The sequence below is a fragment of the Pseudactinotalea terrae genome (assembly GCF_009733845.1).
Classification (GTDB): Bacteria; Actinomycetota; Actinomycetes; order Actinomycetales; family Beutenbergiaceae; genus Pseudactinotalea; species Pseudactinotalea terrae.
Genome location: NZ_WNXZ01000003.1, coordinates 621,699 through 636,650 on the forward strand (window position 1 = coordinate 621,699; position 14,952 = coordinate 636,650).

The following is a 14,952-nucleotide window of genomic DNA, read 5'->3' on the forward strand; positions in this document are numbered from 1 at the left end:
TGACCGGTTAGAGGTACATCCCGGGAGCGCGCTCCTCGGCCTTCACCGGGGTGCTGGGCAGGTCGGTCGGCAGCAGCGTCCGGATGTCGTCCGGTGTGGGTGCCGAGAGGTCCACGATCCGCTGCGCCTGCAGCATCGTGGCCTCCTCGAACAGGTTCCGCACGAACCTGCCGTTGCCGAAGCTGGTGGGCCGCGGGCGGGGGAGAAGACGCCGGAACGCGTTCCCGACGCCGTCGGCCAGGTGATAGCCCGCCTCACCGGTGACGAGCTGGAAGATGCCCCAGAGCTCGTCGTCGTCGTAGTCGTCGAACTCGAGCGTCTTCGGAAACCGGGAAGCGACGCCGGGGTTGGAGTCGAGGAAGCGCTGCATCTCTGCCGGGTAGCCCGCGACGATCACGATCACCTCGTCGCGGCGGTCCTCCATCAGCTTGATGAGGGTGGCGACAGCCTCCTGGCCGAAGTCCCGGGCGTTGTCCCGGGGCACCAGCGCATATGCCTCGTCGATGAACAGCACCCCACCGGAGGCTCGCTCGAACACCTTGCGGACCTTGGGCGCCGTCTGCCCGATGTACTCGGCCACGAGCTCACCACGGCTCGCCTCGACCAGGTGGCCGTTCTCGAGCGTGCCGAGCTGGGCATAGATCCGGGCGAGGATGCGTGCGACCGTGGTCTTGGCCGTGCCGGGGTTGCCGGTGAACACCAGGTGTCGGGAGCGGTTCGGGTTCGGCATGCCTGCCTGGATGCGCAGCACGTCGGCGCGCGCCTCGGCGGCAAGCCGGCGGACCTGCTCCTTGACCGGGCCGAGCCCGATCAGCTTGTCGAGGTCGCCCTGAGGGTCGCCGATCTCGACGTGGCGCTCGTCGCCGTCGGCCAGCTGCTCCTCCTCCTCACCGCCGGAGGTGAGCGAGATCGCGAGCGGGTCCTGCGGGACGGTCCCGCCCTCTCCGTTCGACGTCGGGTTCGTCCGCGCCGCGATCGTTGCCGCGTACGGGTTGCGGGTGACCCGTGCCGTGTACATCTCCTCGACGTCGTCCACGAAGCCCATGAGGTGCACGCCCTTGACGAACCTCGGCGCACCGGGCAGCCCGGCGATGCCGCACGACAGGTCGTTCGCCAGCCCCATCCAGGTCCGGCACAGGTGGATCTCGCCGGCCAGGAGCCCGCGCGCCACCCATTCGCGGATCCGCGCCTCGGCGTCCAGCACGTCGAAGCCGGGTCGGAGCCGGGCCACGGCCTTGGCGGTCTCGTCGCTGAAGTCGAGCCCGACGACGGTGGTCAGCAGGGCCGGCACGCTCTCGTGGCCGCCGGCCAGCAGGAAGGTCGCGATGATCTCGTGCAGCGGGAACGGGCGGCTGATCACACCCTGCATCGCACGATGCGCCGCCTGCATGCCCTCGAAGGACCAGGCCGTGGCATCGATCCATCCGCCGAGCTCGGGGATCACCGAGTAGACCTCGGGCTCGAAACGGTTGCGCCAGTGCCGGACGATCTCGTGGTTGTAGTCGCCCTCCAGGTGCAGCCGGCGCAGCTCGGTGTCGGAGCCGATGCGCTCGTAGAGGCCGAGGACCGCATCACGCCGTGCGGCGAGCGGCGGCGCGCCGTCGAACAGCCGAAGGGTTCGGATCGAGGCCTCGAGCGCGTGCTCGCGACGCTCGGGGTCCGTGCCCGCCCAGCTGAACAGCCAGGTCGGCCAGTCGGCTCGCTCGCCCCGGTACCGGTAGGTGCTGTTCGGGTTCAGCTGCTTGCCCGGCTTCAGGTACTCGTCCACCACCAGCCAGGGGAACCGTGCGTACGTGCCGGTGAACACCGGGTTCCAGCCGGCGAGCCCCTGAGCGGCCAGGAACGCGAAGTGCACGGAGGCCCGGGTGCCGTCGTGATAGGCGTCCCATGTCGCGCGGACCGGCGTCAGCTCGGACTCAGCGATCTCCCGCACGCCGGTACGGACCCGCTCCCACCATCCGTCCGGCACCGGCCAGGGGGCCTGCGGCCCGAGCACGTCCAGGTACGGCGTCCCGGACTGCAGCAGCGTGAGGTCGTCAGGGAGTGTCAGTCGCACCACGCGCGCCAGTATCCCCCGAAGGTGACTGCTCGGGCGCCGTGCCCAGCAGCTGCAGGAAGTGCTCGAAGAGGTCGGGCATGTCCACGACCTCCGGGTCCAGGAGCCACTGCAGCTGCAGCCCGTCCATCACCGCGGAGATGATCGGCCCGATCTTCTCGGGGTCGATCTCGGGGCGGATGCCGCCGTTGTCGACGAGCTCTTTGAACCCCTCGCGGTCCTGCGCCCGCAGGCCTCGGTAGCGGTCGCGGAACAGCTCATGCGCGGGGTGCCCGTGCTCGGTCGCCTCGGCCGACACGATCACGTGCAGCCCGACAAGACCCGGGGCGGCAGCGTTGCGGCGAACCTGGTGGCGCATGCCGTCCACCAGCCCGGTGCCTTCCGCCTCCTCCTCGGCGCGCCGCTGCGCATCGATGCGGTCGCGCTCGGCCAGCACCGCGGCGAGCAGCCCAGCCTTGCTGCCGAAATGATGCAGCAGCCCGGCCTCGGAGATCCCGACCTTCTTCGCGATCTCACGGAGCGAGCCGCCCCGGAAGCCCTGCGTGCCGAAGACCTGGACCGCCGTCGTGAGGATCTTCTCGCGGCTGATCTCGCCGCGCACGATCCGTCGATCGCGACGGTGATCGGATGGTGGGGCCTCGGGTTCCGCCACCGTTGCCTCCTTCTGGGCGAGTCGAACGTCGGCGAGCGCGGCGAACCTAGGGGGCCGGGTTCTCGGCCGGGAGGCGGATCATGCCTTCCTGCCCGATGGTGGCGACCAGCCGGCCGTCGCGAGAGAAGACCCGGGCGATGCCAAGGCCTCGCCCGCCCTGCGCCGTCGGCGAGTCCTGGACGTACAGCAGCCAGTCGCTCAGATCGACATCGCGGTGCCACCACATCGCGTGGTCGAGCGAGGCCACGCTGATGCCCTTGGTGCGCCAGGAGACGCCATGCGCCCGCAGCACCGGCTCCAGCATCACCTGGTCGCACGCGAAGGCGAGCATCGCGCGGTGCTCGGCCTGCCCGCCCGGGATCGGCGCTCGCGCGCGCATCCACAACGCCTGCGTGGGCCGACGATCCGGTGCCGGAGCGACGAACAACGAGTCGGCCGTGTGGCGGATGTCGAACGCGCCGTTGCGGTAGAAGAACTTCGCGACCGGGTGATCGAGCGAGTTGAACAGCTCCACCGAGCTGCGCAGGTCCTCCGGGGCGGGCACCTCCGGCATCGTCTCGGTGTGCTCGGTGCCCTCCTGCACCTCCTGGAACGAGGCGATCATCGACAGGATCGGCTTGCCGTCCTGGATGGCGTGCGTGCGTCGGGCGCTGAAGGATCCGCCGTCGCGCAGTCGTTCGACGGCGAAGGTGATCGGCGCCTCCAGGTCGCCCGGGCGCAGGAAGTACCCGTGCAGCGAGTGGATCAGCCGCTCGCTCAGCTCGCCCTCGAGCGTGCGCTGCGCAGCGATGATCGCCTGCGCCAGCACCTGGCCGCCGTAGACACGACCGTGCAGCTGGGGCAGCGAGCCACCCACGAAGCTGTCGGGGCCGCTCGCCTCGATGTCGAGGACCGCGAGCACTGCGTCGAGCGGGCGCGGGTCCTCTGCGGCGCTCACGCGGGGTCCTGCGCGACGTTGAGCATCGCGAACGCCGCGCGCTCGAGGTAGTCCCACAGCGTCGACTCGAGCAGCGGCGGGAGGTTCGCCTCCGTGACGGCGACCCGCATGTGCGCGAGCCACCGGTCGCGGGCGCTGGGGCCGATCGGGAACGGTGCGTGCCGCATCCGCAGCCGCGGGTGCCCGCGCTGCTCGGAGTAGGTGGTCGGGCCGCCCCAGTACTGCTCGAGGAACATCCGCAAGCGGTCCTCGGCCGGACCGAGCTCCTCCTCGGGGTACATCGGGCGCAGCAGCTCGTCGTCGGCGACGAGCTCGTAGAAGCGGTGCACGATCGCACGGAACGTCGGCTCGCCGCCCACAGCCTCGTAGAACGAGGTCGGCTGGTCCGGCGCAGCCGACCGCGAGCGGAGGGGGATTCCCGGCTCAGGAGCTGATGCAGTCACCACGCAAGGGTAAGAGACGGCGGCGCCCTCGGTCCGCGAGCGCGCGTGCAGGCTCAGGACTCACCCCGCAGTTCACCCTCGGCCTGGTACTCCGGCGGGCGCCGGTGAAGATTTGGCGTACGTGCCCTCGGACCCGGTGCGCCACGGACGCTGCCGCGTATGCTGAGTGCAGGCCCTGGTCAGGGGCGAGATCCGACGATGAAGGAGCGGGCGTGGGCAAGGCCGAGGAGATCCTGTCGGCGCTGGGCGGCAACGAGAACGTCGTCGACCTGGAGCCCTGCATCACGCGTCTGCGCGTCGAGGTCTCCGACCCCACCCTCGTGGATGACGACACGCTGCGGAGCCATGGTGCGTTCGGGGTCGTGCGCTCGGGCCGTGTGGTCCAGGTCGTGGTCGGACCCGAGGCCGATGACCTCGCTGCCGCGATGGACAAGCTCCGTCACAGCTGAGCCGCGTGCCGCCGGTCGCGAGCGGGTGTCCAGCACCCGCCCGGTCTGACCGCGCCGGCCGCCCGATGCGCTCGCGCGCTCAGACCAGCTCGATGTCGTGCTCCGCGAACGCCGTGGTGAGCCGTCGCCGCATGGCGCTCGCGACGCGCCACTGCTGGCCCGGCTGGGTCCGCACCGACCACCGCAGCGTGATGCCGGCGCCTGAGATCTCCTCGACGCGGACCTCCGGGTCGTCGAGGATCGCGCCCTGGTAACCGTCCTCGGCGCGCAGCTGTGCGGAGACCGCCGCCATCAGCTCGCGGGTCGCCACGATGTCGGTCCCGGGAACCACCTGGACCTGTGCGATGGCGCTGGACCAGCCCTGCGACTCGTTCGCGACCCGCATGATCTCGCCGTTGCGGATGTGCCAGATCCGGCCGTCGTCGTCCCGCACGGTCGTGATGCGCAGCGCCACCTGCTCCACCGTTCCGCTCGCCATCGTGGCCCCGGTGGATCCCAGGTCGACCCGGTCGCCCACCCCGTACTGGTCCTCGACCAGCATGAACACGCCGCTGATGATGTCGCGGACCAGGGACTGCGCACCGAAGGCCAGCGCCACACCGACCACACCGGCCGAGGCCAGCAGCGGCGCGACCGCCACACCGACCTCAGCGAGGATCATCAGCAGCGCGATCGATCCGATCACGATCGCGATCGTGGAGTTGAGCACCGACTGGAAGGTGCGGAGCCGCTGGCCCATCCGATGCGGCTGGCCGAGCACGATCTTCGCGTTCTTGTGCACGCCCAGCTCGCGGCTCGGCAGCGCCGAGAGCCGGCGGATCACGCGCGAGACGACGAACCGCAGCACCACCGTGAGCAGGACCGCCACCGCGAGGATGATCACGATCCGCAACGGCAGCACGAGGGGGCTGGCCGTACCGCTGGCCGCTGTGATGAGCACGGAGTCAGCGTAATCACCGGTCTCGATCGCGGCCATGCGGCCAGCCGTCCACCAACACGTTCTCGCTCTGGCAAGATCGAGTCGCTCCCCGGTGGGCGGGGGGCAGCAACCCTGGAGTCTCCTTCGCCGTGACCGACACCCCTGACCAGGCCACCGGCCAGTCCGAGCCGGTTGGCGACGACCTGCGCTCCTTGGCGCGTGCCCACGGGGTCGCGACGGAGTACTGGGACATCGACGGCACGCAGCGACATGTGTCCGCGCACACCATCCGTTCGGTGCTCGCCGCGCTCGACGTGCCCGCCGAGAGCGAGGAGGAGATCTCGCAGAGCCTTCTCGACGCCGAGCTCGCACCCTGGCGGCACATGCTGCCGCCGAGCGTCGTGGTCAGCGAGGGGGTGGCGTCCCGGGTGCCGGTGCACGTCGCCGACGGCGCTGACGCCACGCTCGTCGTCGAGCTCGAAGAGGGGGGCGAGGTCGTCCTCCAGCAGGTCGACGAGTGGACCCCCGCCCGCGAGGTCGATGGTGCCATGCGCGGCCGCGCCACCTTCGAGCTGCCGCGCACGCTGCCGCTGGGCTGGCACACGCTGCGGGCCAGCAGCGGCGGCTCGCAGGCGCACGCACCGCTCGCGATCACCCCGGCTCGCCTGGAGCTGCCGGACCTGAGCCCCGAGCTCGGTGACCGGTCGTGGGGTCTCATGACCCAGCTGTACTCGGTGCGCTCCAGCCGGTCCTGGGGCTTCGGCGATCTTGCCGACCTCGCCGAGCTGACCACCATCGGTGGCGAGCTCGGTGCCGACTTCCTGCTGGTCAACCCGCTGCATGCTGCCGAGCCGACCACGCCCATCACCCCCTCGCCGTACCTGCCCGCCACCCGCCGGTTCGTCAACCCCCTCTACATCCGGCCCGAGGAGATCCCCGAGATCGGATACCTCCCCACCAGCCAGCGCACCCTGGTCGAGTGGGCGTACGAGGGCGTGGCACCGGCGAACGAGGACCCGGGTCCGATCGACCGTGACGCGGTCTGGGATGCCAAGCGTCCCGCGCTCGAGACGATCTTCGCCGTCGGGCGCTCACGCTCGCGGCAGCGGGAGCTGGATGCGTTCCGGCGTGACCAGGGCAGCGGCCTGGAGGACTTCGCGCTCTGGTGCGCGGTCCACGAGAAGTACGACGAGCGGAGCTGGCCGCTCACGGTCGAGAACGCGACCCCGGGCACGATCGCCGCGCTGCGGCGCGAGCTGGCCGACCGCATCGATTTCCACGTCTGGCTGCAGTGGGTCGCCGACGCGCAGCTGGCGCGCGCCCAGCAGGCCGCCCGGGACAACGGCATGCGGCTCGGGATCATGCACGACCTCGCGGTCGGGGTGCACCCCGAGGGTGCCGACGCCTGGTCGCTGCGCGACGTGCTCGCCCGCGGCATCTCCGTCGGCGCGCCACCGGACTTCTACAACCAGCAGGGGCAGGACTGGAGCCAGCCGCCGCTGCGCCCCGATGCGCTTGCCGAGAACGGCTACGCGCCGGTCCGTGACATGGTCCGCACCGTCCTGCGGCACGCGGGCGCGCTGCGCGTCGACCACATCATCGGGTTCTTCCGGCTCTGGTGGATCCCGAACGGCTCCAGCCCCTCGGAGGGCACCTACGTCCGCTACGACCACGATGCGATGATCGGTGTGCTCGCGCTCGAGGCGCACCGTGCCGGCGCCGTCGTGATCGGTGAGGACCTCGGCACGGTCGAGCCCTGGGTGCGTGAGTACCTGGAGCGGCGCGGCATCCTCGGCACCTCGGTGCTGTGGTTCGAGAACACCGAAGAGGGCCGGCCCCGTGCGCCCGAGGACTACCGTCGTCTTGTGCTCGCCACCGTCACCACGCACGACCTGCCCCCCACGGCCGGCTACCTGGCCGAGGAGCATGTCGATCTGCGCAACCGCCTCGGTCTGCTGACCGAGCCGGTCGCCCAGGTACGCCTGGAAGCACGCATCCAGCGCGAGCGGATGCTCGCCGCGGTCGCCTCGCGCGGTCTGCTCCCGGACGACCCGACCGAGCGGCAGACCGTGGAGGCGCTGCACTCCTACATCGCGCAGACGCCGTCGGCGCTCGTCGGTGTCTCGCTGGCCGACGCGGTGGGGGAGCGGCGCACCCAGAACCAGCCCGGCACCGACACCGAGTATCCGAACTGGAAGATCCCGCTCGCCGATGGTGGCGAGCGCTGCGTGCTCATCGAGGACCTGCCGGACAACGCCCGGCTGGCCTCCCTGGTGACCGCACTGACGAACGAGATGCGAGCCGATGGCTGAGAACCAGGTCCCTGTGCTCGCACCCAGCAGCGGGCGGGTCATCACGCTCGACGAGGTCCCGGACCCGGTGTTCGCGGCCGCGATGGTGGGCCCTGGGGCCGCGATCGCGACCGATCTCGGCGTCGCTGTCGTCGACGCGCTCGCTCCCGTCAGTGGGGTGATCGCCGCGATGTACCCGCACGCGTTCATCGTGGCCGGACCCGGTGGCGGCACCCACAGCGTGCTCGTCCATCTCGGGATCGACACCGTGCAGCTCAAGGGCGCCGGCTTCGAGCTGCTCGCCGAGCAGGGCGACGAGGTCGTCGCCGGGCAGCCGCTGGTGCGGTGGTCACCGGACGACGTCGTGGCGCGCGGCATGAGCGCGATCGTCGCCGTCATCGCCCTGGCAGGCACGCCCGAGAGCCTGACGATCACCGAGGCCGAGCACGTCGACCCAGGCGACTTCCTGCTGAGCTGGCTGCTCGACTGAGCACGCTGTCGATCCGCGTGGCGCCTCCGCGTCATCCAGGTACCGGCCGGGATCGACCGGCCTGACGCGGAACGGAGAGAGACATGGCTGAGTTCGCCGTCTTCATGTACCACCCGAACGGAGCAGGCGAGGGCGAGCCGGCCGCGCTCGCCGAGCACGACGCCTATGCGCGCGACATGACCGACAGCGCTCAGATGGTCTTCGGGCGAGCCCTGGCCGGTACGACGGCGACCGTCTCGTTGCACCCGCACGGCACGACCGAGGGTCCGTACCTCGAGACGGCCGAGTCCGTCGTCGGGTTCTACGTGATCCAGGCCGAGGACCTCGAGGCGGCGCTCGCGATCGCGCGACGCAACCCGATCCTGCACCAGGGCGGCGGGGTCGAGGTCCGACCGGTCGGCTGACCCCGCCCGCCCGCATCGCAGAGAACGCTGCCGAGTTCGTTGCCCGTCGTCGAGTTCGCTGGGTGCACCCGACGACCTCGACGATCGGCAACGAACTCGGCGTGCGGGGGGTTGCGGCCAGGGTGTGCGGGAGCGGGTCCGGGTGTGGGGGCGCCGGTCGGTCAGGACCGCGGACTACGCTCGTCGGCGATGCCTCGCACCCTCGATGACGTGACCTGGCCGCTCCGGACCGAGAGGCTGACGATCAGACGAGCTGCGCCGTCGGACGCCGATGCGGTGTGGCAGTACCGACGACTCGACGAGGTCGCCCGGTACATGACCAGGCTTCCGGGCCCGCTCGCGGAGTTCCGGGAATCCTTCGCCGAGGCGGGCCGGCTCGGAGTCACGCTGATCGTGCAGCGCGATGGGCAGATCGTCGGTGACCTCATGATCCGGATCAGCGCCGCCTGGGCGCAGGCGGAGGTCGCCGAGCAGGCCCACGGCCAGCAGGCAGAGATCGGGTGGGCGTTCGACCCGGCCCACCACGGCAACGGCTACGCGACCGAGGCTGCCCGTGACCTGCTGCGGCTGAGCTTCGAGGACCTCGGGCTCCACCGTGTGGAAGCCCTGTGCTTCGCCGTCAACGAGCCGTCGTGGCGTCTGATGGAGCGCATCGGCATGCGTCGCGAGATCCACGCGGTCGCCGAGTCCCTCCACCGCTCGGGCGAGTGGATGGACGGACTCGGCTACGCGATGCTCGATCGGGAGTGGGCTGAGCGGAACCGCCGACCTCAGCGCTGAGCGGCGGTGCGGTCGACCTGCTGGGCGGCGAGGGCCCGGCGAACGCCGTCACGGCTCTCGACCACGAGCCGGCGCAGGGCCGGGATGCGGTCGGCGAGAGCGGCCAGGAACTCGTCGGTGCGCGCGAGCACGTCGACTCCGTAGGCGTTGTCGATGTCCGCGAGCTGACTCGGGAACAGGCCGACGACGATGTTCTGCGCGATCTCGTTGGTGCGGTGGTCCCACACCTTCTCGATCGAGTCGAAGTACGGCTCGACGAACGGCACGAGCAGCTCGCGGTCACCCGAGCGGCCGAAGCCGCTGATCACCGCCGCCTGGACGGCGTTGGGCAGCTTGTCGTCATCGACGACGTCGCGCCAGGCTGCCTGCTTCGCGTCCGCGCTCGGCAGGGCCGCCCGGGCGCTCGCCGCGGCACGCTGGCCAGCAGCGGTGCCGTCGCGATCGAGCTCGTCGGCCACGTCCTGCTCGGTGGCGGCACCGGCGGCGGCGAGCCCGGAGAGCACGTCCCACCGCAGGTCGGTGTCGACGGTCAGGCCGGGCACGACCTCGGCGCCGTCGAGCAGCGAGCGGAGCTTGTTCGTCTGCTCCTCGCCGTGCGCGCGTGCGGCGAACGCCTTGATGAACTGGAGCTGGCTGTCGGAGCCGGCCTCGGCCGCCACCGCGAGCTCCCAGAGGCGGTCGGCCACGCTCGCGGAGAGCTCCTCGCGCACGCGCGGGTCGACGTAGTAGTCGATCGTGGTCGAGAGCTGGCGCAGCAGCACCAGCACGACCGTGGAGTCGGTCTCGGTCGCGATGTTGCCCATGACCAGGTCCACGAACTGGCGGCCCGGCGTCTCGCCGTCGCGCGTCATGTCCCAGGCCGCTGCGAGCACAAGGGTGCGGGGGAGCGAGTCGGTGAAGCCGGTGATGTGCTCGGTGGCGGCCGCCAGCGACTCGGGGTCGAGCCGGACCTTGGCGTAGGCGAGGTCCTCGTCGTTGACCAGCACGATGTCGGGCCGGTCGATCCCGACGAGCTGCGGCACCGGGGTGCTGGCGCCGTCGATGTCGAGCTCGATGTGATGGGAGCGCACCAGGGTGCCGTCGGCCTGCACGTCGTAGCCGCCCACCGCGAGCCGGTGCGGCCGCAGCGAGGACATCTCCTGCGGGGTCTCCTGGTGGATCACGAAGCTCGCGATCCGGCCCTGGCTGTCGGTCTCGATCTCGGGGCGCAGGAGCGTCACGCCGGCCTCTTCGAGCCACACCTTCGACCACGCGGAGAGGTCGCGGCCGCTCGTGGCCTCGAGCTCCACGAGCAGGTCGCGGAGCTCGGTGTTCCCGAAGGCGTGCTTCTTGAAGTACTGCTGCACGCCGGCGAGGAAGTCGTCCTGGCCCACCCACGCCACCAGCTGCTTGAGCACCGAGGCGCCCTTGGCGTAGGTGATGCCGTCGAAGTTCACCTCGACGGCCTCGAGGTCGACCATGTCGGCCACGATCGGGTGCGTCGAGGGCAGCTGGTCCTGCCGGTACGCCCAGGACTTCTCCAGCGAGGAGAAGGTGGTCCACGCCTGCTTCCATCGGGTGGCCTCGGCGGTGGCGAGCGTCGAGGCGAACTCGGCGAACGACTCGTTCAGCCACAGGTCGTCCCACCAGCGCATCGTCACGAGGTCGCCGAACCACATGTGGGCGAGCTCGTGCAGGATGGTCACGACCCGGCGCTCCACGGTGGCCTCGGTCGGCTTGGAGCGGAACACGTAGTTCTCGACGAAGGTCACGCAGCCGGCGTTCTCCATCGCGCCGGCGTTGAACTCGGGCACGAACAGCTGGTCGTACTTCGCGTAGGGGTACGGCATGTCGAAGGCCTTCTCGAAGAAGGCGAACCCGGCGCGCGTGGTGTCCATGATGTCCTCGGCATCGAGGTGCTCCGCGAGCGAGGCGCGGCAGAACACCCCGAGCGGGATCTCACGACCGTCGGTGCTCGTGAGCGTGCCGGTCACGCGGTGGTACGGGCCGGCGACCAGCGCCGTCACGTAGCAGGGGAGCACCGGGGTGGCCTCGAACGCCCAGGTGGCCGTGCCCTCATCCGCGGGCGTCGGGTCCGGGCTGGGGGAGTTCGACACCACCTGCCAGTGGTCGGGCGCGGTGACGGTGAAGGTGAAGGTCGCCTTCAGGTCGGGCTGCTCGAACACCGCGAACATACGGCGGGTGTCGGCGACCTCGAACTGCGAGTACAGGTACACCTCGTCGTCGACAGGGTCCACGAACCGGTGCAGGCCCTCACCGGTGTTCATGTACGCGCCGTCGGCGACGACCGTCAGCACGTTGTCCGCGGCGAGGTCCTCGAGCTGGATCCGGGAGTCACCGAACACCTCGGCGGGGTCGAGCGAGACGCCGTTGAGCACCACCTCGTGCACCACGGGAGCGATCAGGTCGATGAACGTCGACGCCCCGGGCGTCGCGGAGAACCTCACCACGGTGGTCGAGCCGAACACGTCGGGTCCGCGCGTCAGGTCGAGCACGACGTCGTAGCTCTGGGTACGGACGATGGCGGCGCGGTCGGCCGCCTCGGCGCGGGTGAGGTTCTGTCCGGGCACGGATGGGCTCCTTGTCAGAGGTCAGGTGTGGAGCGATCCTGCCATGCGCAGCCCGGGCGTCTCACGGCGACGGATCGCTGGGATCGTATGCGGCGCAAGAGCCCGGTCGCTCGACGCGCCGCACCAGAGCATGCGAGTCGGTGCGCGCCACCTGCCCGCAGCGGAGCTCATGGGCATCGGAGCCAATCTGCACGTGCTCGTGCTGCTGCCGCCCGGCATCGACGCCGTCAGGGCGATCGCCACCGCCGTCCGGTGAGCGGGACGGCCCCGCCCGGAGGTGAGCAAGAGCCGTCGGCGATGGTTGGATCGGAGGAGGCACCCGAACCCGATGTGAGAGGACCCGCCATGAGCTCCGAGGCAGCACCCCAGACCGCCGTCGCCGACTTCTGGTTCGACCCCACCTGCCCGTGGGCGTGGATGACCTCCCGCTGGATCGGTGAGGTCGAGAAGGTCCGCGACATCAGCGTCACCTGGCACGTGATGAGCCTGTCGGTGCTCAACGAGGGACGAGACGAGCTCTCCGAGGACTACAAGTCGGGCTTGGCGCAGGCCTGGGGCCCGGTGCGCGTGATCATCGCGGCGCAGCAGCGTCACGGCGAGGAGTACGTCAAGCAGCTCTACGACGCGATCGGCACGCGCATCCACCCGCAGGGCCGCCGCAAGGAGGGCCTCAAGCCGCTGGTGGTCGAGGCGCTCGCGGAGGTCGGCCTGCCCGCCGAGCTGATCGACGTCTGGGAGAACACCCCCGGGGACGAGGTCGATGTCGCCCTGCGCGCCTCGCACGCCGACGGCATCGACCAGGTGGGTGAAGAGGTGGGCACCCCGATCGTCGCGTTCAACGGCACCGCGTTCTTCGGCCCGGTGGTCACGCCGGCGCCGAAGGGTGAGGAGGCCGGCAAGCTGTGGGACGGCGCGGTGCTCGTCGCGGGCTACCCGGGCTTCTACGAGATCAAGCGCACGCGCACGCAGGGCCCGGTCTTCGACTGATCGGTCCGCGCCCCGGGCTCCCGCGGGTTCGCGTACCTTAGGGGTGCTCGAAACCAAGGAGAGACCTGCTTCCATGCCTGCTGCACGCCGACTCGGACCCCTCGAGATCACGCTCATCGTGATCGACGTCGTCCTCATCGGCGTGCTGATCTTCCTGCTCGCGACGGCGCCCGAGGGCCCCGACGGCAACGCGGACGATGGTCCGACGACGTCGGCTGAGCCGACCGAGCCGGTCACCGACGAGACGACCTCCGGCACCTCGACGCAGGCCGTCACGGCGCCTGAGGGTGCGCTCGAGATCGCCGAGTTCCAGAGTCCGAGCGGCAACATCTGGTGCACCATCGGCGACACCGCCGCGGTCTGCCAGATCAACGACATCGACTACCAGCCGCCGCAGATCGAGGGCTGTGCGGACAACGATCTGGCCGGCAAGATCGTCCAGGTCAGCGTCGAGGGGGCCGAGTACCCCTGCCCGACGGCGAACATCGCCGGCGCCGAAGCGGGAGAGCGGGCAGTGCTCGACTACGAGCAGACCACCGCGGTCGGCGACTTCATGTGCACGTCCGAGCGGGATGGTGTCACCTGCACCAACCTCAGCACCGGCTCGGCGTTCACGATCACCCGCAACGGCCCCAGCCTCGGCTGAGTCTCACCATCCGGGACCGATCTGACGGCTCGACCACTACGGGTCGATCGCTGGTCGAATAGCACCGTGATCACCGAGACCGCCACGACCCGCGCCACCAGCGCGGCCCGTGGCATGCGTATCTGCGAGATGTGTCGCTGCTCCTGATCAGCAGCCACCCATCTGAACTCGCAGACCCCTCGGAGCACCTCATGGCCGTCACCACCGGCACCGCGTGGGACCTCGTCCTCAACGACACCTCGCTGACCCCCGTACGCGCAGCGCTCTCGCCGCGCGCCGCCTACCAGGACGCCCTGTACGGGCGCGCTGTCGTCGTCGACCTGCGATCCGCCCGCCGGCGCGCTCGCGACGGTGACCTCCCTGACGAGATCTCGAGCGCCGTCGTCGACCGCCTCGAGCTGGGGCTGTGGCTGCGTGAGTCGCTCGCCTCCCGCGTTCTCCTCCTGGACGACGACGGCGCCCGGGCCGGGCGTCTCGCCCGTGGCTCGGAGGCCCGGGTCACCTCGGTCGACGGCGGCTTCGCCGCCTGGGTTGCGGCGGGCCTCCCGGCCGCGTAGACACTCCGCATGACCCGTCGCATCGTCATCACCGGCGGCGGCACCGGCTTCGGTCGTGCCATCGCCTTCCGCCTGCTCGAGGAGAGCCCGTCATTCGCGCTCGTGGGACGCCGTCTGAACGTGCTCATGGACACGGCAGCGGACCTCAGAGCAGCCAACCCCGAGGTCGAGGTGACCGTGCACAGCGCGGACCTGACCGACCCGGCCGCCGTGGGCAACGCGGCCGCCGAGATCACCATGACGGGCGGGGTGGACGTGCTGGTGCTCAACGCGGGTGGGAACTTCGGGGTGGGCGGTGGCCACGACCTCGAGTCGGTCGCGGAGGCGTGGCGCGCGGACTTCGAGGGCAACGTGCTCACCACGGTGCTGCTGGCGCACGCCCTGAAGCCGCACCTCACCTCCCCGGGTGGGCGCATCATCGCGATGAGCTCGGTCGCCGGGATCCGGGGCTCCGGTGCGTACGGCGGTGCCAAGGCCGCGGTGAACGCGTGGGTCTGGTCGGAGGCGAGCGCGCTGGCCAAAGCAGGCATCACGGTCAACGCGGTCGCTCCCGGCTTCGTGCCCGACACCGACTTCTGGCGCGAGCGGGTCGCCGCCGACCCCCAGGTCGCCGAGTCGCGCGTCGCGCAGATACCGATGGCCAGGCCCGGCACCCCGCAGGAGGTCGCCGAGGCGGTTGCCTACCTCGCCTCGCCGCAGGCGGGCTGGACCACGGGCCAGATCCTGCAGGTCAACGGCGGGACCGTGCTCGGCCGCGGCTGATCGCACTCC

16 protein-coding genes are annotated in these 14,952 nt (G+C 70.7%); 10 read left to right on the forward strand and 6 right to left on the reverse strand.

Annotation, left to right across the window (positions count from 1 at the left end; translation table 11 throughout):
- Positions 1–7: 7 nt before the first annotated feature.
- The 4 genes from GPA03_RS13730 to GPA03_RS13745 all read right to left on the reverse strand — a co-directional run bounded on the left by GPA03_RS13730 (position 8) and on the right by GPA03_RS13745 (position 4,088).
- Positions 8–2,059, reverse strand: coding sequence for an AAA family ATPase (locus tag GPA03_RS13730; RefSeq protein ID WP_156252549.1), 2,052 nt, complete (start codon positions 2,057–2,059; stop codon positions 8–10).
- Positions 2,037–2,657, reverse strand: coding sequence for a TetR/AcrR family transcriptional regulator (locus tag GPA03_RS13735; protein WP_162458372.1), 621 nt, complete (start codon positions 2,655–2,657; stop codon positions 2,037–2,039). Before GPA03_RS13735 ends, GPA03_RS13730 begins: the two co-directional genes overlap by 23 nt.
- 97 nt (positions 2,658–2,754) lie before the next feature.
- Complete coding sequence (locus tag GPA03_RS13740) at positions 2,755–3,645, reverse strand: acyl-CoA thioesterase (protein WP_156252551.1); 891 nt, start codon at positions 3,643–3,645, stop codon at positions 2,755–2,757.
- A complete protein-coding gene (locus GPA03_RS13745) occupies positions 3,642–4,088 on the reverse strand; it encodes a globin (protein ID WP_421958420.1) in 447 nt (148 codons plus the stop codon). Before GPA03_RS13745 ends, GPA03_RS13740 begins: the two co-directional genes overlap by 4 nt.
- A gap of 212 nt (positions 4,089–4,300) precedes the next feature.
- On the opposite strand from GPA03_RS13745, the gene GPA03_RS13750 reads away from it, so the two are divergent.
- Positions 4,301–4,537 (forward strand): PTS sugar transporter subunit IIB, encoded by a 237-nt coding sequence (locus GPA03_RS13750; protein ID WP_156252552.1) that lies wholly within the window; start codon positions 4,301–4,303, stop codon positions 4,535–4,537.
- 79 nt (positions 4,538–4,616) lie between these two features.
- Here GPA03_RS13750 and GPA03_RS13755 read toward each other — a convergent pair whose 3' ends face one another.
- The gene (locus GPA03_RS13755) at positions 4,617–5,477 is read right to left on the reverse strand and encodes a mechanosensitive ion channel family protein (protein ID WP_162458373.1); all 861 of its coding nucleotides are present in this window, start codon (positions 5,475–5,477) and stop codon (positions 4,617–4,619) included.
- Positions 5,478–5,605: 128 nt separating this feature from the next.
- On the opposite strand from GPA03_RS13755, the gene malQ reads away from it, so the two are divergent.
- The 4 genes from malQ to GPA03_RS13775 all read left to right on the forward strand — a co-directional run bounded on the left by malQ (position 5,606) and on the right by GPA03_RS13775 (position 9,421).
- Positions 5,606–7,768: a 4-alpha-glucanotransferase gene (gene malQ / locus GPA03_RS13760; protein ID WP_156252554.1), complete on the forward strand. Its 2,163-nt coding sequence runs from the start codon at positions 5,606–5,608 to the stop codon at positions 7,766–7,768.
- Positions 7,761–8,237: a PTS sugar transporter subunit IIA gene (locus GPA03_RS13765; RefSeq protein WP_156252555.1), complete on the forward strand. Its 477-nt coding sequence runs from the start codon at positions 7,761–7,763 to the stop codon at positions 8,235–8,237. The genes malQ and GPA03_RS13765 overlap by 8 nt, the downstream gene beginning before the upstream one ends.
- Before the next feature lie 83 nt (positions 8,238–8,320).
- Positions 8,321–8,641 carry a YciI family protein gene (locus tag GPA03_RS13770; protein WP_156252556.1) on the forward strand — a complete coding sequence of 107 codons (321 nt, stop codon included), beginning with the start codon at positions 8,321–8,323 and terminating at the stop codon, positions 8,639–8,641.
- Between the two features lie 189 nt (positions 8,642–8,830).
- Positions 8,831–9,421: a GNAT family N-acetyltransferase gene (locus GPA03_RS13775; protein ID WP_156252557.1), complete on the forward strand. Its 591-nt coding sequence runs from the start codon at positions 8,831–8,833 to the stop codon at positions 9,419–9,421.
- On the opposite strand, the gene pepN is transcribed toward GPA03_RS13775, so the two are convergent.
- Positions 9,412–11,991: an aminopeptidase N gene (gene pepN / locus GPA03_RS13780; protein WP_156252558.1), complete on the reverse strand. Its 2,580-nt coding sequence runs from the start codon at positions 11,989–11,991 to the stop codon at positions 9,412–9,414. The genes GPA03_RS13775 and pepN overlap by 10 nt on opposite strands.
- Before the next feature lie 130 nt (positions 11,992–12,121).
- Here pepN and GPA03_RS23055 point away from each other — a divergent pair, with 130 nt between their 5' ends.
- From GPA03_RS23055 to GPA03_RS13800, 5 genes are all read left to right on the forward strand, one after another.
- Positions 12,122–12,247: a hypothetical protein gene (locus GPA03_RS23055; RefSeq protein ID WP_277755195.1), complete on the forward strand. Its 126-nt coding sequence runs from the start codon at positions 12,122–12,124 to the stop codon at positions 12,245–12,247.
- A gap of 89 nt (positions 12,248–12,336) precedes the next feature.
- Positions 12,337–12,978 carry a mycothiol-dependent nitroreductase Rv2466c family protein gene (locus tag GPA03_RS13785; protein ID WP_156252559.1) on the forward strand — a complete coding sequence of 214 codons (642 nt, stop codon included), beginning with the start codon at positions 12,337–12,339 and terminating at the stop codon, positions 12,976–12,978.
- A gap of 73 nt (positions 12,979–13,051) precedes the next feature.
- Entirely contained in the window at positions 13,052–13,624 is a 573-nt protein-coding gene (locus tag GPA03_RS13790; protein WP_156252560.1) for a hypothetical protein, read from the forward strand.
- Positions 13,625–13,815: 191 nt separating this feature from the next.
- Positions 13,816–14,181: a hypothetical protein gene (locus tag GPA03_RS13795; RefSeq protein WP_156252561.1), complete on the forward strand. Its 366-nt coding sequence runs from the start codon at positions 13,816–13,818 to the stop codon at positions 14,179–14,181.
- Positions 14,182–14,190: 9 nt separating this feature from the next.
- Positions 14,191–14,943, forward strand: coding sequence for an SDR family NAD(P)-dependent oxidoreductase (locus tag GPA03_RS13800; RefSeq protein WP_156252562.1), 753 nt, complete (start codon positions 14,191–14,193; stop codon positions 14,941–14,943).
- Positions 14,944–14,952 lie beyond the last annotated feature (9 nt).